Source organism: Flavobacterium procerum, from assembly GCF_042431625.1.
Classification (GTDB): domain Bacteria; phylum Bacteroidota; class Bacteroidia; order Flavobacteriales; family Flavobacteriaceae; genus Flavobacterium; species Flavobacterium procerum.
Map to the genome: position 1 here is coordinate 258,545 of NZ_JBHLYW010000010.1, position 18,362 is coordinate 276,906.

An 18,362-nucleotide genomic window follows, 5' to 3' on the forward strand; every position below is an offset into this window, starting at 1 on the left:
CTGACGGAGTATTGCTTTTTTTATAATAAAATGCTGTCTAAATTATTTAATGCTAAATAATCCTGCTGGTTTATTTTCAATATCATCAAAACGTTTCGTACACTCAGCAATAATGTCGTAAGCTTCCTTAACGTCTCCCCATCCTTCAACATCTACTTTTTTGTTTTCAAGATCTTTATAAACTTGAAAGAAATGCTCGATTTCTTTTACCAAGTGAGGATTGATATCAGAAAGATCATTTAATGAATTCCAGATTGGATCTGAAACTGGCACACAAATGATTTTCTCGTCTGGACCTTTGTCATCTGCCATGTGGAAAACACCGATTGGCTTAACTTCCATTACACATCCAGGAAAAGTTGGTTCGTTTACCAAAACCAATACGTCAAGTGGATCACCGTCTAAAGCAAGAGTTTCAGGAATAAATCCGTAATCTGCAGGGTACATCATTGAAGAGAATAACATTCTATCAAAACGCATTCTTTTGATTTCAAAATCGTATTCGTATTTATTTCTGCTTCCTCTTGGTATTTCGATCAATACGTCGAAAGTCGTTAATTTGTCTGCGGTCATTTTCGTTTTTTATTGTTTCTATAATTTCGGTTGCAAAAATAACTAAAGAATCTATTTTTACAATAAAAAACAAGGTTAAATTATCTGTATAAGATTTAAAAAACAAGCATTTAATAGGTAATATTTCTATTTCTTTTTTTCAGGTAATAATGCCAGAGCAAATAAGTCGCATAAGAACGATAAGGGCTCCATTGTTCTGTATGATTTTCCATTTCTTGTTTATCATAAATATTCAATAATTCTTTTATTGTATTTATAACTGCTATATCTCCAAGCGGAATCAAATCAGGCTCTTGCAGGCAAAACATCAAATAAATATCTATTGTCCAATTGCCAATACCTTTTAGCTTGATCAGTTCTTGACGGACCTGTATTGCTGTTTTTGATGCGAGACTTTCAATATCCAAATCTTTGTTTAAGACTGATTCTGCTAAAATCTTGATGTATTTCGTTTTCTGACGGCTTACTCCCAGATTTCTAAATTCTTCATCAGACAAGATTACCATCGTTTCTGGATTGCAGGTTGTATAGGCTTTGATTTTCATGAAAGTGGCTTTCGCCGAATCTATTGAAACTTGCTGCTCCAATATCAACAAAACCAGAGTCTCAAAACCTTGCGGACGTTTCGGAATTGGAGGTAAGCCATATTTTTCGATTATTTCGAGAAATATTGGACTTTTAGACGAAAGAAAATCAATAGCTTCTTGCATGATGATTATTTTTAAAGTAATCAAAATTAAGAAAATGTAATTAGTTCTCGCAAAGGCGTAAAGTTTTAGTTTCACGCAGATTTTGCAGATTTAAGCTGATTTAATTTTATTATTCATCTGTCTTAAAATTCAGAAAAAGCTCTCGCAAAGGCGTGAAGGCGCAAAATTTATCTCTCGCAGATTTTGTAGATAAAGCAGATTATTTAAATCTAATTCATCAGCTTAAAATTGTAAAATCTACGTGAAAATTTAATAAGAAACAAAACTTAGCGAATTGGCGTCTTTGTGGCAATAAAAAAAGCCGCAAAGAATATAAACCTTTGCGACTTTGTTACTTTGAACCTTTGCAACTCTTATAATCAAATAATCTCGCAAAGACATAGAGACGCAAAGTTTTTTTATCTCTCGCAGATTTTGCAGATAAAGCAGATTATTTAAATCTAATTGATCAGCTTAAATCTGTAAAATCTGCGTGAAAATTTAACAAGAAACAAAACTTAGCGACTTGGCGTCTTTGTGGCAATAAAAAAATCGCAAAGAATCTAAACCTTTGCGACTTTGTTACTTTGAATCTTTGCAACTTTTAAGAATTAAAAATAAAACCCAAAAGACCCTTTAATTGCAAATTTATGAGCGTCTGGCATATCCAGATAATTTCCTCTCCAAGAAAAATCAATACGGAAAACTTTGAAGATGTTTCCAATTCCTGCGTGGTATTCCCAGTAGACTTTTTCAGGTGCATTATACGGCAAACCCGAAGCGTTTATAGCACGATTGGCATCAGAAATTGTTCCGTGAACCGCTCGTACGCCTACAAATTCTCTCCAGTTTAATTTTCTCATAAATGGAACTCTGGCGAATAATCTTCCTCCAAAATCATGATTCCATTGTAGCGTTGTATATTGATCTGTAACGAATTCGTAAAAATTAAGATTACTGAATGTATTTTCTATCGTAAAATACGTTTGGTTACCCGGAATTACACTCATTAATCCTAACGGAATCGTACCAAAAGTTTTCCCGGTTTCGATTGTAATATTGGTTCTTCCCAAAGGCCCGATGATAATTGGCTGTCTATAGAAAAGCTGAATTTTTTCGTATGCAAAATCACTTTCAAAAACACCTTTAAGTCCGTAGCTGAAATTTACAAAGAAATGACTAAATGGACTGTCAACTAAATCTCTTTCGACACCATAACCAATTGTTTTTCGGTTTGGCATATATTCAAACTGAATGTTGGCTTCTGACTGCTTAACATCACTTTTTACAACTCCCGTCGGATTTGCAGTGCTCGGCAATGTGGTGTAATAATCTAAACTAAATGTTGGTGAAGCCGATTCTAATGTTCTATAAGAAAATCCAGCCTGAACGATAAAATTCTTTTTAGGCTCCATTTCGATAGAAACGTTACTTAAATTAATATTCGTCAGTTTTCCGTTGCTTCCTGTTGTAAACAATGCCGACGAAGCAAAACTTCTTCCTAAAATATCGTTTGTAGTGGTTAAACTGGCACCAATCTGTTCTATATCACGTCTATTTCCTCCCGAAATAATAAGACGTCTTTTCTTGTCAAGCATCCATTTTCCTGAAACACCATATTTGAATTTATTATCATCAAATCCATATGCAGTGTAAGCCTGAAGACGCCAAGGATCATTTGGTCCGAAATAAGTTCTTCCTCCTACTCTTAACCGAAGACCTTCGACTTCGTTATAACCAAAAGTGGAGAAAATAGGTCCAAAATCAAAATTCTTAAATTCGACATAACCGCTCCCTAAAATCGAGACAATATTGTACAACTGTTTAAACCGCTTGACGGTCTGGAGCGTGTCGAGCATTTTATAAATACCCGCTTCATCCTTATTTAATTTTTCAAAACGATTTTCTTCCCAGAATTCGGGCGGTCGCTCATAAACAGCATTATCTATAAAGTTGACTTCTTCTTTATAAAATTTCTCTGGTTTCTGAATATTGAATTTATGATTACGATATAAAGTTGTTCTTTTTCCATAAACTCCTTTAGATTTTTCTTTTTTATTCAAAGCAAAATCAGACATCATATAGTCGCGTGTGAGAAGAAAAACCGAATCATTTTCTACTTCAAATTCCTGCTCTATATAAATATCTTTTACCCAGTTAATATTGGCGCTTTTGGTTACGCCCATATTAATTTTCTTAATTGCAAAAGTAGTATCGTTTACCCAGAAATCTCCTTTAAAAGTCAATTCGTTCTTTCGTCTCGGATAAAAAACAATATTATAGCACCATTTCTTATCAACAAATGCACTGTCTTTCAAGACATAATTGTACACATCAATCCCTGTTCTCGAAAGCGGACTGGTAAAACTCTTGTCAAAAAACTTAAGGTGATTGTCGTAAATATTATAGTCGGAATAAAGATCTTTTACGAAAGATAAAATCTGTTGGTTTCCGTTAAAACCAGACATTTTATTTCCTGTAATGTTTTCTTTTACTTTCTTCAATTTATTATCGCCATAAACATCATAAACCGATTCGTTGATGAAAATCGGAAGATAGGTTTTTCCGGTAACATCAGAAGTATCAACATGATTAAAGACAAACTCCATTCCTTTAAAAAGTTTGTTTTTCATGAAAGCACTATCGATTGTGTTCATATCAAACTCTACTTTTTCATACTTCTGCATTTGATATTGATTGAATTGGTAAAGTCCGTTTTTACGTTTTCTTTCCCAAATTTTTCTCAAAATATCCAATGCTGGATTATTCTTTTTAGAGGTTTTTCCGGTGTAAATTACAACTTCATTTAAGGCTTCTGCTTCACCTAAAACAATTTTAAAATTATAATTTACTGCTTTTTCCAGCGGCACTTCTTTATCTGAAAAACCAGCAGAACTTACAACTAAAGCAGTATAAGTGTTAGGAGATTCCAAATAAAAACGTCCGTCTTCATTAGAAACAATTCCGGTATTCGAGCCTTTAAAAACTATATTCGCAAAAGGTATCGGCTGATTAGATTTGTCCAAAACAATTCCACTCACCTTAGTTTGTGCAGTAACAACATTTGCAAAAGCAAATACGATATATAAGAGAAGCAGCGTTAATTTGTTCATTTTGAAGAAAAAAAAAACTTCACCAATCCAAAGTTGTCTGATGAAGTTTTATGAATATTTTGTTTGCGTATTATTTATACAATACTTTCTTAACTGCTTTTACTACATCACCAGCATTTGGCAACCATTCTTTTAGTAAAACAGGAGAGTAAGGCGCAGGAGTATCTGCAGTTGTAATACGTTGAATTGGCGCATCTAAGAAATCGAAAGCCTGTTCTTGTACGATATAAGTGATTTCAGAAGAAATACTTGCAACTGGCCAAGCTTCTTCAAGAATCACTAAACGGTTTGTTTTCTTAACCGATTTTAAGATTGCCTCTTTATCCATCGGACGAACTGTTCTTAAGTCGATAATTTCACAAGAAACCCCTTCTTTAGCTAATTCATCAGCAGCGATAAAAGCTTCTTTTATGATTTTTCCGAAAGAAACGATAGTTACGTCTGTTCCTTCACGTTTAATATCAGCAACACCTAATGGAATTGTATATTCTCCATCTGGCACTTCACCTTTGTCACCGTACATTTGCTCAGATTCCATAAAAATAACTGGATCGTTATCACGGATAGCAGATTTTAATAATCCTTTTGCATCGTAAGGAGTTGAAGGAACCACAACTTTAAGACCTGGAGTATTTGCAAACCAGTTTTCTAAAGCTTGTGAGTGAGTAGCTCCTAATTGACCAGCAGAAGCTGTTGGTCCGCGGAAAACGATAGGCACATTAAATTGTCCTCCTGTCATTTGGCGCATTTTAGCAGCATTATTTATAATTTGATCAATACCAACTAAACAGAAGTTGAATGTCATATATTCTACAATAGGGCGGTTTCCGTTCATGGCAGAACCTACTGCAATTCCTGAGAAACCAAGCTCAGCAATTGGAGTGTCGATTACTCTTTTTTCACCAAACTCAGCAAGCATTCCTTTTGAAGCTTTGTAAGCTCCGTTGTATTCTGCAACCTCTTCTCCCATTAAATATATGGATTCATCGCGACGCATTTCTTCGCTCATCGCTTCACAAATGGCCTCTCTAAATTGTATTGTTCTCATATTTTTTATTGTATGTTGAATTTTCTGAAGAGCAAAAATAAATATTTTAAATAACTTAAAAGCAAAAATTGAATTTAAAATCGCACGAACTGCTGCACATCTTTAGCTTTTAACTTTTTTATGTTTATTTTGATATTTACGAAATCGATATAATAACGTGTAATCCACACTTAAACCCCTAAAAATATTTTTTAGACAAACTTTTATTTATTTGTGTAATTCTTGTTTTTCCAAAATTCATTCATGAAAACGTACAAAATCAAAAAATAGTATTTTTTATACAAAACTACAATCTGTGTCAACGGTTCAATTATTGAAAAATTCCTAACAATCAGATAACATGAGTGCTTTTTCATTTTTAGATTCCGATGAAAATCATTCAAAACCACACAATCTGCGAAATCGTAATAGTTTTGAAAAAATATTATGCATGCATAGTATAATTATTCCAAATTAAATTCTAAATTTGTAAAAGCATATTAATAAATTCAAAATATATACTTATGAAAATACTAGTTTGCATCAGCCATGTACCTGATACTACTTCAAAAATCAACTTTACCAACGGTGACTCAGAATTTGACACTAACGGTGTACAATATGTAATTAATCCTAACGACGAATTCGGTCTTACACGAGCTATTTGGTTCCAAGAGCAACAAGGAGCAAATGTAACGGTTGTAAACGTTGGAGGTCCTGATACTGAACCAACATTGCGCAAAGCTTTGGCAATTGGAGCTAACGAAGCAATTCGTGTAAATGCAAATCCAACTGACGGATTTTTTGTTGCTAAACAATTAGCAGAAGTAATTAAAAATGGTGGCTACGATTTAGTAATTGCTGGAAAAGAATCTTTAGATTACAACGGAGGAATGGTTCCTGGAATGATTGCGGGTATTTTAGGTTCAAACTTCTTAAACTCTTGCACAAACTTAACTGTTGACGGAAATAACGTAAAAGCAGTACGTGAGATTGACGGCGGAAAAGAAACTGTAAGCACTACTCTGCCTTTAATTATCGGCGCTCAAAAAGGTCTTGTTGAAGAAAAAGATTTACGTATCCCGAACATGAGAGGAATTATGACTGCTAGAACTAAAGCGCTTACTATTCTTGAGCCAGTTGACGCAGCAATAAACACAAAAGCGGTAAAATTCGAAAAACCAGCTCCTAAATCAGCAGTAAAATTAATCTCTGCAGATAATTTAGACGAGTTAGTTAATTTATTACACAACGAGGCTAAGGTGATTTAAGATTGTAGATTTTAGATTGCAGAACGCAATACTAAATCTAAAATCAACATTTGATTCACTTCAAAATCTAAAATCAATAATCATTTTTAGATTTCAATTTTCAAAAATCTGAAATCTAAAATCTAAAATCTGAAATTATTATGTCAATATTAATATATGCAGAATCTGCAGAAGGAAAATTTAAGAAAGTTGCTTTCGAATTAGCTTCTTACGCTAAGAAAGTAGCAGAATCACTAGGAACAACTGTTACAGCTTTGACTGTAAACATTAGCGATGTAAGCGAATTAGCAAAATACGGCGTTGATAAAGTTCTAAAAGTTAGCAATGACAAATTAGCTGGTTTTAACGCAAAAGCTTACGCTGATGTAATCAAACAAGCTGCTCAAAAAGAAGGAACAAAATTGGTTTTACTTTCTTCAACTACAGACAGTATTTATCTTTCACCACTTGTAGCGGTAGCTTTAGAAGCTGGTTTTGCATCAAATGTGGTTGGGTTGCCAGTTGGTACTTCTCCGTTTCAAGTAAAAAGAAATGCTTTCTCAAACAAAGCTTTCAACATTACAGAAATTAGTACAGATGTAAAAGTTCTTGGTTTGGCTAAAAACTCTTACGGACTTGTTGAAAGTGCTGGAGCTGCGACAGCAGAAGATTTTAACCCAACAATTGGCGATGCTGATTTTGGCGTAAAAGTAGAATCTGTAGAAAAAGTATCTGGCAAAGTTTCTATCGCTGACGCGGATATCGTAGTTTCTGGCGGACGTGGATTGAAAGGTCCTGAAAACTGGGGATTAATCGAAGATTTAGCATCTGTTCTAGGCGCCGCAACTGCATGTTCTAAACCAGTTTCTGACTTAGGATGGAGACCTCACAGCGAACACGTTGGACAAACAGGAAAACCAGTTGCGACGAATTTATATATTGCAGTTGGAATTTCTGGAGCTATTCAGCACATTGCAGGTATCAACTCTTCTAAAGTAAAAGTGGTTATCAATAATGACCCAGAAGCTCCTTTCTTTAAAGTTGCTGATTACGGGGTTGTTGGAGACGCTTTTGAAATCGTACCTAAATTAACAGAGAAATTAAAAGCTTTTAAAGCACAACATTCTTAAGAATTTCTCTTCAAAAATATTGCTGCCTAAAAACAAGATGTTGTATCTTTGTTTATAGGCAGCTTTTTTGTTCCATATTTTTTGATTAAAATTGCAGCTTTATTTTCCAATCAAAAAAAGTATCAAAATGAGGCGCTAAGTGCCTTTTTTACAAACATATATGAGTCTAGTAAAATTATCCATAAAAGGAATTTCATACAGTCAAACTCAAAATGGCGCTTATGCCTTAATTTTGAATGAAGTTGACGGAGAAAGAAAATTACCAATTGTTATTGGCGCTTTTGAAGCTCAGTCGATTGCTATTGCCTTAGAAAAAGAAATAAAACCACCACGTCCGTTAACACACGATTTATTTAAAAATTTCGCCGAAAGATTTGATATCGTTGTCAAACAAGTCATCATTCACAAACTTGTTGATGGTGTTTTTTATTCCAGTTTGATTTGCGAGAGAGATAAAATCGAAGAAATCATCGATGCAAGAACTTCAGATGCTATTGCTTTAGCTTTAAGATTCAATGCTCCCATTTTTACTTATAAAAACATTCTTGACAAGGCGGGGATTTATCTAAAATCAAATACAGCCGAAACAGATTCAGGTGCACAAGAAATAGATGATGTACTTTCTAATCCTGAAACTTTTGGAAGAGAAGAAGAAAGTAATCAATCTGGGGATTTATATTCAAAACATTCTTTACAGGAATTGAATGAGCTTCTAGACCAAGCAGTCTCTCAGGAAGACTATGAAAAAGCCGCCAAAATCAGAGACGAAATTTCAAAAAGATAATTTTATGTTTTATCGTTAAAACCGCTAAACGACAAAACAATTAACAGAACAACAGAATAATGAAACAGTACTTAGATTTAGTAAAACACGTTTTAGAAAACGGCAATCAAAAAGGCGACCGGACAGGAACCGGAACAAAAAGTGTTTTTGGCTACCAGATGCGTTTTGATTTAAGTGAGGGTTTCCCAATGGTTACAACAAAAAAACTTCATTTAAAGTCAATCATTTACGAATTGCTTTGGTTTTTAAAAGGAGACACTAATATCAATTACCTAAAAGAAAACGGAGTAAAAATCTGGGATGAATGGGCTGATTCAAACGGAGATCTTGGTCCTGTTTACGGTCATCAATGGCGTAACTGGAACAGCGAAGAAATTGACCAGATTTCTGAATTGATTACCGAATTAAAAACAAATCCGAACAGCAGAAGAATGCTGGTTTCTGCGTGGAATCCTTCGGTTCTGCCAGATACAAAGAAATCTTTTGAAGAAAATGTTGCCAACAACAAAGCCGCATTGCCTCCATGTCATGCATTTTTCCAGTTTTATGTTGCCAGTCCTGATTCTGAAAAAGGAGAAACCAAAGGAAAACTTTCCTGTCAGTTATATCAACGTAGTGCCGATATATTTTTAGGCGTTCCGTTTAATATTGCCTCGTATGCATTATTAACCATGATGATTGCACAAGTTTGCGATTTAGAACCTGGTGATTTCATTCACACGTTTGGAGACGCACATATCTACAACAATCATTTTGAACAATTGGAACTACAATTGACGCGAGAGCCAAAACCATTGCCAAAAATGATTTTAAATCCAGAAATCAAAAACATTTTCGATTTCGATTTTAACGATTTTACACTTGTCGATTACGACCCGCATCCTGCCATTAAAGGAAGTGTTGCAGTATAAATAAAAAAATCCGCTTATTATTTAAAGCGGATTTTTTATACCACTACTACTCCGTTTTCGCTTCCAGCATAATCATTCCATTTGTAGAAATCGGCTTCAGGATCATTTACATAATTTCCGTCAATTACGTATTTAAATTCGTAAATCCCGTCTTTTATCAAATCGTAAGTTGCTTTAAAAGTTCCGTTTTTCAACTTGCTCAAAGTCCCTTCTATAACGTTCCAGTTATTAAAATCACCAACAACTGCAGCCGAATCGGCATCTTTGGCATCAATAGAAAAGGTTACTTTACAAACCGGTTTAGTTTTAATAAATTGTTTTTTCAAAGACATAACTACTTAATTTTTAGATTCGTAAGTTAAAATTAAACAAATTCAGCCGAACATTGAACACCTCTTTGCCGATTTACGATTATGCGAAAAACAGTGCGTAATTTTAGTCAATTCGACAATTAAACCTGTGCAAAATTTTGTATTTCAAATTCTTACCCGTTTTTTAGCCAAATATTCTAGCTTCAAAATGATGAGTTTTCAAAATAAATTTTAACTTTATAATCTCATTTATATCTTTATGGAAAGAGAAGTTCACGAACAATACGAGTACGCCAGAAGACGACTAAGGCAAAAAAAAGTGCTATATTTTCATTTTGTACTTTTTCTGATAGGAAGTTTATTTTTGTTTGTTGCCAACCGATTTTTTGGTTTTGGCGAAAGAACAACTCAGAACTGGTGTATTTGGGGAATTACAATCTGGTTTTTTTTATTCATTCTACATTTTATCAAGGTGTATATTACAGACCGTTTTATGAATAAAAAATGGGAAAGAGAACAAATTGACCGATTGGTTGCCCTGCAGCAAAAAAGAATCAGTCAGCTTGAATCGAAAGTGAATGCCGAAAATGAAAGTAAAATTTAGTTCCAGAATACGATGATTATAATGATAGCAGCGACGGGCGAAAATAATGAGCTCGGAAAAAACAATAAATTGGTATGGCACCTGCCAAATGATTTTAAAAGATTTAAATCACTCACTACCAATCATCATATTATTATGGGGAGAAAAACTTTTGAAAGTTTCCCAAAACCATTACCAGATCGTGTGCATATTGTAATCAGCAGACAGAACGACTACAAACCAGAAGGATGCATTGTAACAGACAGCATTGAAAACGCCATTGCACTTTGTCCAGAAAATGAAGATTCTTATGTTATCGGTGGAGGAGAAATTTATAATCTAGCGCTTCCTTTTACCGATATTATCGAATTAACAAAAGTTCATCATTCTTTTGAAGCAGACGCTTTTTTTCCAAAAATCAGCAAAAATGAATGGCAACTGGTAGAATCTGAAGAGAATCTTAAAGATGAAAAGCATCTTTACGACTACACCTACGAAACTTACATTAGGAAATAAAATAAAAAACATCCTCTTTTGGAGGATGTTTTCGCAAACGATTGATTTTTTTAGGCCTGACCTGCTCCAGAAATAGTTTTGTTAAAAATCACAAATGTTTAAAAAACACTTGAAATAACTGAATAACATTTAATGTAAATTGAGATAAATCTCAAAAGCCTTTAATAACAAATACCACTAAGATATTAAAGGCAGAAAATTAAAATTTCCAAAAACAAATTTAATCCTAAGAACGTATTTCGCACTTTATAAATAGTATTTCCCCCAAGAACAATACTTTCAAAACTACCAGCTAGAACAAATGATTATCAGTGCAAAAAAAATACTCATTTGATTAGGTCTCAGCTTGTTTATCAATCATTAAACTTTAATCATTTTTACTTTAGCAAAGTTGCCAATAAAAGCTTTATCGCGCAATCCCTAGATTTAGGGATTTTGTAAATATCCCTAAATTTAGGGATGCCGAAACTTAAGTGTCTTATTACCTCTTGAGGCCTAAAAAAAACATTTCATTTATCAAATAAAAAACTCAATTACAGTTACAATAGATTGTTTATATTTGCGTAAATTAAAAAAATGTCTGAAAAAATAACTCCGTATAAAGAATCTGCCCTAGGCAAAAAAGAGCAAGTAACCCAAATGTTTGACACCATTTCTGGGAATTATGATAACCTAAACCGTGTCATTTCGTTTGGAATAGATATTAAATGGCGTAAAAAAGTATTAAAAATAGTTTCAGACAAAAAGCCAAAAGTAATTCTAGATATTGCTACAGGAACCGGCGATCTTGCCATTTTACTAGCACAAACCAATGCGGAAAAAATTATCGGCTTGGATATTTCTGCTGGAATGCTAGAAGTTGGCAAAAAGAAAGTAGCAGAAAAAAAACTGTCAAATGTAATTGAACTCGTTTTAGGCGATTCTGAAAACATGCCTTTTGAAGATAATTATTTTGATGCCATTACAGTAGGTTTTGGAGTTAGAAATTTCGAAAATCTAGAAAAAGGTTTTGCCGAAATCTTAAGAGTGCTAAAACCAAATGGTGTCTTTGTTATACTTGAAACCTCTGTTCCTGATAAATTTCCATACAAACAGGGATATAAATTTCACACTAAATTCATTCTTCCGTTAATCGGAAAAATATTTTCTAAAGACAATAATGCCTATGGCTATTTGTCTGAATCGGCTGCGGCATTTCCGTATGGAGAAGCTTTAAACAATATTTTGCGAAAAATCGGGTTTATAGATGTCGTGGCAATGCCTCAAACTTTTGGTGCCGCAACCATTTATTCTGCCTCTAAAAAATAGTATGAAAAAAGCTGTAATCTTAATTTTATTGGTCTTAACGACAAAAGGACATTCTCAATTTGCTAAAAGCATGTTTAGCAAAGATCCTATTATTAACCTCGAAAACTGGCAAAAACAACGTGTTTATTTTGGCTACTATTTAGGTTTTAACAGTTTTGATTTTAAATTCGATTACAAAACTCCAGCTCAAGGCGGTGATATTCAGGTAAAAAAAACTACTGGATTTAACGTTGGTGTTGTTGCAGATTTGAGATTGCAGGAATATTTCAACTTGCGTTTTGAACCTGGTTTGTATTACACAAAACGAGATTTGTATTTTCCGGGAGACTGGGATTCTGAAAACGACTATCTTAGAGAGGTAAACAGTACTTATATACATTTCCCGCTTTTGCTAAAATATTCTGCATTGCGCACCGGAAATATCCGTCCGTACTTATTGGGCGGTATGTCTACGACTTTAAACCTATCTAGCAACGCAAAGTCTCAAGATGATAATTTCCAGCAGAAATTTAGAGTAAAACAATGGACTGCAGCTTACGAATTAGGTTTCGGAATTGATATTTTTACAGAATACTTTATATTTTCTCCTTCTGTTCGCGGCATGTTCGGAATTACCGACGAATTAATCCGTGATAATCCTGCAAATGGCGCAAGTCCCTGGACAGATAATATAGATTCGATGAAATCAAGAGCTATTTTAATAAATTTCACATTTCATTAAAACAAAATCTTAACTCTTTCGTTTAAATTCACTAAGAATAATTGCTGTCGCAGTGGCTACATTTAAACTTTCAGTTTTTTGAAGTTCGCCAAATCTCGGAATTGTAAGACGGGTTGTGACTGTTTTTTCGATTTCTGATGAAATTCCATTGGCTTCATTACCCATAATAATGATTCCGTTTTGGGGTAAATCAGACTGATAAATATTGTCGCCATTCATAAAAGTTCCAAAAACAGGCAATTGTGTTTTACTCAAAAAATCGTTTAGATCTAAGTAATTTACATTTACTCTGGTGATAGACCCCATTGTAGCCTGAACAACTTTTGGATTGAAAATATCGACCGTTTCTTTGGAACAGATGATTTGTTTTATGCCAAACCAATCGCACAAACGCAGAATGGTTCCTAAATTCCCAGGATCGCGAATGTCGTCTAAGGCTAAAATCAAATCAGAATCGATGATTTCATTTTCGGCCGGCATTTTAAAAACCGCAAGACACGTATTTGGAGTCGACAAAGCACTTATTTTCTTAAGTTCCTGATCGTTAATAAGCGTTCGTTTTGAAGTTTTAACTTCTTCAAAATCATTTAATGTCGTAAATAAATGCTCTAATTCAAAATTGGATTGCAATAATTCTTGAATTACTTTTACTCCTTCGGCAAAAAATAATTGATTAGCAAAACGGTGCTTTTTTTGATGTAAACTTGAGATAAGCTTTATTTGGTTTTTACTAACCATAAAATAATGTACTTTTGAATTAAATATTTTAAAAAACTTGAAAAATAATTCCACAAAAATAATAGCATTTATTCTAATGGCAATATTAATTTGCGCCTGTAATGCTGTAAAAAGAGTTCCTGATGGAAAAAACCTTCTCGTAAAAAATAATATTCTTGTAAATGGAAAACTGACAAACGACGAAACGGCTGATAATCAAATGTACCAAAAACCAAACGGAACGCTGCTTGGTTATCGTCTACGTCTAAACCTTTACAATTTAGCTAACTTAAATCCGGATTCTACTTATCAGACAAAATTCAAAAAAAAACCTGGTAAATATGAGCGCATGTCAAAAATCTATTCGGCCAAACAAGTAGACCGTCTTGGGCAGTCTTTTTATTACAAGGGAATTCACGAATTTTTAAAAAATACAGGAGAACCACCTGTAATTATCGACACATCAAAGACCAAAAAATCATTACTTCGTTTAAAATATTATTATTTCAACAATGGTTTTTTTGATGTTAAAACCGATTACACAATTGACAGCATCGGAAATAAAAAGGCCGAAATAAACTACAATATTACAACTGGTCCAGCGTATATTATCGATACGATCAGCACTAAAATTATGTCTCCTGCGCTGGATTCGCTGTATAAAACCAACACCGAGCCTTCGTTTGTAAAATCTGGCAATCAGTACAAGACTTCTGATTTTGAAGAAGAAAAAAACAGAATCACTACCTATTTCAGAAATCACGGAGCATATTTTTTCCAGCCAACCTATGTGACTTTTGACATTGATACAATCAGCAAAAAAAACAAGGCCAATGTTACCTTGGTTATCAACAATAACAACATTCAGGAAAGAGATTCAAGCCGCACGGAACCTTTTAAACTATATACAATCAGCGATGTAAACATCTATACCGATTATTCTTCTGCCAACGCTAAGAAAAAACCTTCTGACAGCACTTCTTACAACAATTTTAATCTTTATAGTTTTAAAGAATTAAAATATAAGCCAAGAGCAATAACCGATGCTATTTTTATTTCTAAAGGAAGTACTTTTGCCGATTTCAGAACAACACTTTCTTCAAGATATTTGAATAATCTAAAGATTTTCAATTATCCTTCTATTCAGTATGAAGTAGACAAGCGAGATCCGACAGCGCAGTCCTTGATTGCAAATGTTTATTTGACTCCAAGAAAAAAATACAGTTTCGGAACCACTTTTGACGTTACCCACTCCAATATACAAGATTTCGGAATCGGAGCCAGTATTTCTCAAACCATCCGAAATGTCTTTAACCGTGCCGAAACTTTAGAAATTTCTGCCCGTTTAAATATCGGGTCATCTCGAGATATGGCCAATCCTAACGATAATTTCTTTAATGTTTCGGAATATGGACTGGATATGAAATTAAATTTTCCAAGAATATTACTTCCATTCGGAACAGAGAAAATCATTCCGAAGAGTATGATTCCGTCTACCCAAATAACATCAGGTTTTTCTAAACAAAGAAATATCGGTCTTGACAAAGAGAATTTTACTGGTGGTATATCTTACAACTGGTCACCAAAACGCCACAATACAGCAAAATTGGAATTATTGAATGCGCAGTTTGTACGTAACTTAAATCCTGGCAACTATTTTAATGTATATACTTCTTCTTATGATGATTTGAACGATATCGCAAGTACTTATAATACAAACGCCGAGGTTGATGGCAATAACAACCTGACGATTCCAAAAGGAACAACTCAATTTACCAATCAGGTTCTAACGCAGCAGACAACATTAAGACCTGGCGACGCACAATATCAGGAAGTAGAAAGTATTGAAGAAAGAAGAATTCGTCTGACTGAAAACGATTTTATTCTGGCAACAAGCTACACTTTTACCAAAACCACCAAAAAGGATTTGGCCGACAATAATTTTTATCAATTTAGAACAAAAATCGAATCTGCAGGTTCATTATTATCTGCTGTTTCAGCTATTGGAAATCTTCCTAAAAACTCAAGAGGGAATTATGAGATTTTCAATTTAGAATATTCAGAATACATTAAAACCGAATTCGATTACATCAAACATTGGGATTTTGGTAAAGAAAAAGTTTTGGCAGTGCGTAGTTTCTTCGGAATTGCAATTCCGTTTGGAAATTCTAATTATATTCCGTTTTCACGAAGTTATTATTCGGGAGGTTCAAACGATAACCGTGCATGGCAACCGTACGCGCTAGGTCCCGGAAGCACGAATGCCGTAAATGATTTTAATGAGGCAAATATGAAAATCGCATTAAGCGGAGAATTTCGTTTTAAAATCTTCGGAGATGTCAAAGGAGCCATCTTCGCAGACGCCGGAAATATCTGGAATGTGCTCGATAATGTGATAGACGAGAAAGCAAAATTCAACAACTTAAACGATTTAGATGAAATTGCTTTAGGAACAGGATTTGGTTTACGATACGATTTAAGCTTTTTTGTTATTCGTTTAGATTTAGGCTTTAAGACTTATAATCCGGCGCATGCGAAGGGAGACCGATGGTTTAAAGAGTACAATTTTGGACACTCGGTTTTAAATTTTGGTATAAATTATCCGTTCTAATGCTAATTAATTCTTATTTTTGCAACCTAAAAACTAAAAACAACTATAAAAAAAATTAAAATGGCACACAACATCAAACCGGGAGTAGCTACGGGAGATCAGGTTCAGGAGATCTTTAATTATGCGAAAGAAAAAGGGTTTGCTTTACCAGCAGTAAATGTTACTGGATCAAGCACAATCAATGGAGTTCTTGAAACTGCAGCGAAATTAAATGCACCAGTAATTATTCAGTTTTCTAATGGTGGAGCACAATTCAACGCTGGAAAAGGATTATCTAATGCCGGAGAAAAAGCAGCTATCGCTGGTGGAATCGCTGGAGCAAAACACATTCACACATTAGCAGAAGCTTACGGTGCAACTGTAATTCTTCATACTGACCACTGCGCAAAAAAATTATTGCCTTGGATTGATGGTTTATTAGATGCTTCTGAAAAACACTTCGCAGAAACAGGAAAACCATTATTCAGTTCTCATATGATCGATTTGTCTGAGGAGCCAATCGAAGAAAATATCGAGATCTGTAAAGAATATTTAGCTAGAATGAGCAAAATGGGCATGACATTGGAAATCGAACTTGGAATTACAGGTGGAGAAGAAGATGGTGTTGACAACTCTGATGTTGACAGCTCAAAATTATATACACAGCCAGAAGAAGTAGCTTACGCTTACGAAGAATTATCTAAAGTAAGTCCTAAATTTACAATTGCTGCTGCTTTCGGAAACGTTCACGGTGTTTACAAACCAGGAAACGTAAAATTAACTCCAAAAATCTTAAAAAATTCTCAGGATTTCGTACAAAACAAATTCAACACAGGACACAATCCAGTTGATTTCGTTTTCCACGGAGGTTCAGGATCTACACTTGAAGAAATCAGAGAAGGAATTAGCTACGGAGTTATCAAAATGAACATCGATACAGATTTACAATTTGCATACACTGAAGGTATCCGTGATTATATGGTTAAAAATCTTGACTATTTGAAATCACAAATTGGTAACCCAGAAGGTGCTGATGCTCCAAACAAAAAATATTATGACCCAAGAAGATGGGTTCGTGAAAGCGAAGTAACATTCAACGCAAGATTGGAGCAAGCTTTTGCTGATTTAAACAATGTGAATACACTATAATTTTAGATCTCTGATTTTAGATTTCTTTCTGGAATCTAAAATCTAAAGTCTAAAATCTTAAATCTTAAATTTTAAAAAATGGCTTGGTTTAAAAGACAAGAAAAAGGGATTACAACCGCGACAGAAGATAAGATGGACGTTCCGAAAGGATTGTGGTACAAATCTCCTACTGGAAAAATTATTGATGCTGACGAATTAGCAAGAAACTTATTCGTAAGCCCTGAAGATGATTTTCACGTTCGAATTGGAAGCGCAACCTATTTTGAAATTTTATTCGACAACAACGAATTTGTTGAGTTAGATAAAAACATGACCTCTAAAGATCCTCTGCATTTTGTTGATACAAAAAAATATGCAGAGCGTTTGAAAGATGTAATGGAAAAAACGCATCTTAAAGACGCTGTACGTACGGGAGTAGGAAAATCTAAAGGAAGAGAACTTGTAATCTGTTGTATGGATTTCGCTTTTATTGGCGGATCTATGGGGGCAGTTGTAGGTGAAAAAATCGCAAGAGGTATTGATCACGCAATCAAAAATAAATCGCCTTTTGTAATGATTTCTAAATCTGGTGGAGCTCGTATGATGGAAGCTGCTTATTCTTTAATGCAATTAGCAAAAACTTCTGTAAAACTGGCTCAATTAGCTGAAGCTAAATTACCTTACATCTCTCTTTGTACAGACCCAACAACTGGAGGAACAACCGCATCTTACGCAATGTTAGGAGATATCAATATCTCTGAGCCGGGCGCTTTGATTGGTTTTGCTGGTCCTCGTGTTGTTCGTGATACTACAGGAAAAGATTTGCCGGAAGGTTTCCAAACTGCTGAGTTCTTATTAGAGCACGGTTTCTTAGACTTTATCACGCCGAGAAAAGAATTGAAAGATAAGATCAACTTATATATCGATTTGATTCAAAATAATGATATTAGAAAATAGTTTTTAAGACTATTTCGAAACATAAAATCCCAAAAGTAAATTTTGGGATTTTTT

Annotated in this window: 17 protein-coding genes; 11 read left to right on the forward strand and 6 right to left on the reverse strand. The window is 34.2% G+C overall.

The features are described 5' to 3' along the window. Positions 1-42 precede the first annotated feature (42 nt). The 4 genes from ACFFLS_RS15460 to ACFFLS_RS15475 form a co-directional block, all read right to left on the reverse strand. Entirely contained in the window at positions 43-573 is a 531-nt protein-coding gene (locus ACFFLS_RS15460; RefSeq protein WP_111288276.1) for an inorganic diphosphatase, read from the reverse strand. Between the two features lie 110 nt (positions 574-683). Continuing rightward, positions 684-1,283, reverse strand: coding sequence for a DNA-3-methyladenine glycosylase family protein (locus ACFFLS_RS15465; protein WP_379684594.1), 600 nt, complete (start codon positions 1,281-1,283; stop codon positions 684-686). A 590-nt stretch (positions 1,284-1,873) separates the two neighbouring features. Beyond that, positions 1,874-4,375 carry a DUF5686 and carboxypeptidase-like regulatory domain-containing protein gene (locus tag ACFFLS_RS15470; protein WP_379684593.1) on the reverse strand — a complete coding sequence of 834 codons (2,502 nt, stop codon included), beginning with the start codon at positions 4,373-4,375 and terminating at the stop codon, positions 1,874-1,876. Positions 4,376-4,445: 70 nt separating this feature from the next. Further along, the gene (locus ACFFLS_RS15475; protein ID WP_379684592.1) at positions 4,446-5,423 is read right to left on the reverse strand and encodes a pyruvate dehydrogenase complex E1 component subunit beta; all 978 of its coding nucleotides are present in this window, start codon (positions 5,421-5,423) and stop codon (positions 4,446-4,448) included. 503 nt (positions 5,424-5,926) lie between these two features. Here ACFFLS_RS15475 and ACFFLS_RS15480 point away from each other — a divergent pair. The 4 genes from ACFFLS_RS15480 (at position 5,927) to ACFFLS_RS15495 (ending at position 9,477) form a co-directional block, all read left to right on the forward strand. Then, positions 5,927-6,673: an electron transfer flavoprotein subunit beta/FixA family protein gene (locus ACFFLS_RS15480; protein WP_379684591.1), complete on the forward strand. Its 747-nt coding sequence runs from the start codon at positions 5,927-5,929 to the stop codon at positions 6,671-6,673. Positions 6,674-6,813: 140 nt separating this feature from the next. Then, on the forward strand, positions 6,814-7,782 hold the full coding sequence (locus ACFFLS_RS15485; protein WP_379684590.1) for an electron transfer flavoprotein subunit alpha/FixB family protein: 969 nt from the start codon (positions 6,814-6,816) through the stop codon (positions 7,780-7,782). Positions 7,783-7,942: 160 nt separating this feature from the next. Then, the gene (locus ACFFLS_RS15490) at positions 7,943-8,566 is read left to right on the forward strand and encodes a bifunctional nuclease domain-containing protein (protein WP_379684589.1); all 624 of its coding nucleotides are present in this window, start codon (positions 7,943-7,945) and stop codon (positions 8,564-8,566) included. 59 nt (positions 8,567-8,625) lie between these two features. Beyond that, a complete protein-coding gene (locus tag ACFFLS_RS15495; RefSeq protein WP_379684588.1) occupies positions 8,626-9,477 on the forward strand; it encodes a thymidylate synthase in 852 nt (283 codons plus the stop codon). A gap of 35 nt (positions 9,478-9,512) precedes the next feature. Here the strand turns inward: ACFFLS_RS15495 and ACFFLS_RS15500 are convergent, their stop codons facing one another. Further along, positions 9,513-9,809 carry an isoamylase early set domain-containing protein gene (locus tag ACFFLS_RS15500; protein ID WP_379684587.1) on the reverse strand — a complete coding sequence of 99 codons (297 nt, stop codon included), beginning with the start codon at positions 9,807-9,809 and terminating at the stop codon, positions 9,513-9,515. Positions 9,810-10,047: 238 nt separating this feature from the next. Between ACFFLS_RS15500 and ACFFLS_RS15505 the strand changes: the two genes are divergently transcribed. The 4 genes from ACFFLS_RS15505 to porT all read left to right on the forward strand — a co-directional run bounded on the left by ACFFLS_RS15505 (position 10,048) and on the right by porT (position 12,916). Then, on the forward strand, positions 10,048-10,392 hold the full coding sequence (locus ACFFLS_RS15505) for a 2TM domain-containing protein (RefSeq protein ID WP_379684586.1): 345 nt from the start codon (positions 10,048-10,050) through the stop codon (positions 10,390-10,392). 12 nt (positions 10,393-10,404) lie between these two features. Next, positions 10,405-10,887: a dihydrofolate reductase gene (locus ACFFLS_RS15510; RefSeq protein WP_379684584.1), complete on the forward strand. Its 483-nt coding sequence runs from the start codon at positions 10,405-10,407 to the stop codon at positions 10,885-10,887. 576 nt (positions 10,888-11,463) lie between these two features. Beyond that, complete coding sequence (gene ubiE / locus ACFFLS_RS15515; protein ID WP_379684583.1) at positions 11,464-12,195, forward strand: bifunctional demethylmenaquinone methyltransferase/2-methoxy-6-polyprenyl-1,4-benzoquinol methylase UbiE; 732 nt, start codon at positions 11,464-11,466, stop codon at positions 12,193-12,195. 1 nt (position 12,196) lies between these two features. Then, entirely contained in the window at positions 12,197-12,916 is a 720-nt protein-coding gene (gene porT, locus ACFFLS_RS15520) for a type IX secretion/gliding motility protein PorT/SprT (RefSeq protein WP_379684581.1), read from the forward strand. 9 nt (positions 12,917-12,925) lie between these two features. Here the strand turns inward: porT and ACFFLS_RS15525 are convergent, their stop codons facing one another. Continuing rightward, positions 12,926-13,654 carry a TrmH family RNA methyltransferase gene (locus ACFFLS_RS15525; protein WP_379684580.1) on the reverse strand — a complete coding sequence of 243 codons (729 nt, stop codon included), beginning with the start codon at positions 13,652-13,654 and terminating at the stop codon, positions 12,926-12,928. Between the two features lie 37 nt (positions 13,655-13,691). Between ACFFLS_RS15525 and tamL the strand changes: the two genes are divergently transcribed. The 3 genes from tamL to accD all read left to right on the forward strand — a co-directional run bounded on the left by tamL (position 13,692) and on the right by accD (position 18,308). Then, positions 13,692-16,244, forward strand: coding sequence for a translocation and assembly module lipoprotein TamL (gene tamL, locus ACFFLS_RS15530; RefSeq protein ID WP_379684579.1), 2,553 nt, complete (start codon positions 13,692-13,694; stop codon positions 16,242-16,244). Positions 16,245-16,304: 60 nt separating this feature from the next. Further along, positions 16,305-17,372, forward strand: coding sequence for a class II fructose-bisphosphate aldolase (gene fbaA / locus ACFFLS_RS15535; RefSeq protein WP_035645669.1), 1,068 nt, complete (start codon positions 16,305-16,307; stop codon positions 17,370-17,372). A gap of 78 nt (positions 17,373-17,450) precedes the next feature. Then, entirely contained in the window at positions 17,451-18,308 is an 858-nt protein-coding gene (gene accD / locus ACFFLS_RS15540; protein WP_379684578.1) for an acetyl-CoA carboxylase, carboxyltransferase subunit beta, read from the forward strand. Positions 18,309-18,362 lie beyond the last annotated feature (54 nt).

Excerpts from the sequence above, each read along its gene's own strand:
- ACFFLS_RS15460 (WP_111288276.1), bottom strand. The coding sequence starts at position 573 with ATGACCGCAGACAAATTAACGACTTTCGACGTATTGATCGAAATACCA.
- ACFFLS_RS15465 (WP_379684594.1), bottom strand. The coding sequence starts at position 1,283 with ATGCAAGAAGCTATTGATTTTCTTTCGTCTAAAAGTCCAATATTTCTC.
- ACFFLS_RS15470 (WP_379684593.1), bottom strand. The coding sequence starts at position 4,375 with ATGAACAAATTAACGCTGCTTCTCTTATATATCGTATTTGCTTTTGCA.
- ACFFLS_RS15475 (WP_379684592.1), bottom strand. The coding sequence starts at position 5,423 with ATGAGAACAATACAATTTAGAGAGGCCATTTGTGAAGCGATGAGCGAA.
- ACFFLS_RS15480 (WP_379684591.1), top strand. The coding sequence starts at position 5,927 with ATGAAAATACTAGTTTGCATCAGCCATGTACCTGATACTACTTCAAAA.
- ACFFLS_RS15485 (WP_379684590.1), top strand. The coding sequence starts at position 6,814 with ATGTCAATATTAATATATGCAGAATCTGCAGAAGGAAAATTTAAGAAA.
- ACFFLS_RS15490 (WP_379684589.1), top strand. The coding sequence starts at position 7,943 with ATGAGTCTAGTAAAATTATCCATAAAAGGAATTTCATACAGTCAAACT.
- ACFFLS_RS15495 (WP_379684588.1), top strand. The coding sequence starts at position 8,626 with ATGAAACAGTACTTAGATTTAGTAAAACACGTTTTAGAAAACGGCAAT.
- ACFFLS_RS15500 (WP_379684587.1), bottom strand. The coding sequence starts at position 9,809 with ATGTCTTTGAAAAAACAATTTATTAAAACTAAACCGGTTTGTAAAGTA.
- ACFFLS_RS15505 (WP_379684586.1), top strand. The coding sequence starts at position 10,048 with ATGGAAAGAGAAGTTCACGAACAATACGAGTACGCCAGAAGACGACTA.
- ACFFLS_RS15510 (WP_379684584.1), top strand. The coding sequence starts at position 10,405 with ATGATTATAATGATAGCAGCGACGGGCGAAAATAATGAGCTCGGAAAA.
- ubiE (WP_379684583.1), top strand. The coding sequence starts at position 11,464 with ATGTCTGAAAAAATAACTCCGTATAAAGAATCTGCCCTAGGCAAAAAA.
- porT (WP_379684581.1), top strand. The coding sequence starts at position 12,197 with ATGAAAAAAGCTGTAATCTTAATTTTATTGGTCTTAACGACAAAAGGA.
- ACFFLS_RS15525 (WP_379684580.1), bottom strand. The coding sequence starts at position 13,654 with ATGGTTAGTAAAAACCAAATAAAGCTTATCTCAAGTTTACATCAAAAA.
- fbaA (WP_035645669.1), top strand. The coding sequence starts at position 16,305 with ATGGCACACAACATCAAACCGGGAGTAGCTACGGGAGATCAGGTTCAG.
- accD (WP_379684578.1), top strand. The coding sequence starts at position 17,451 with ATGGCTTGGTTTAAAAGACAAGAAAAAGGGATTACAACCGCGACAGAA.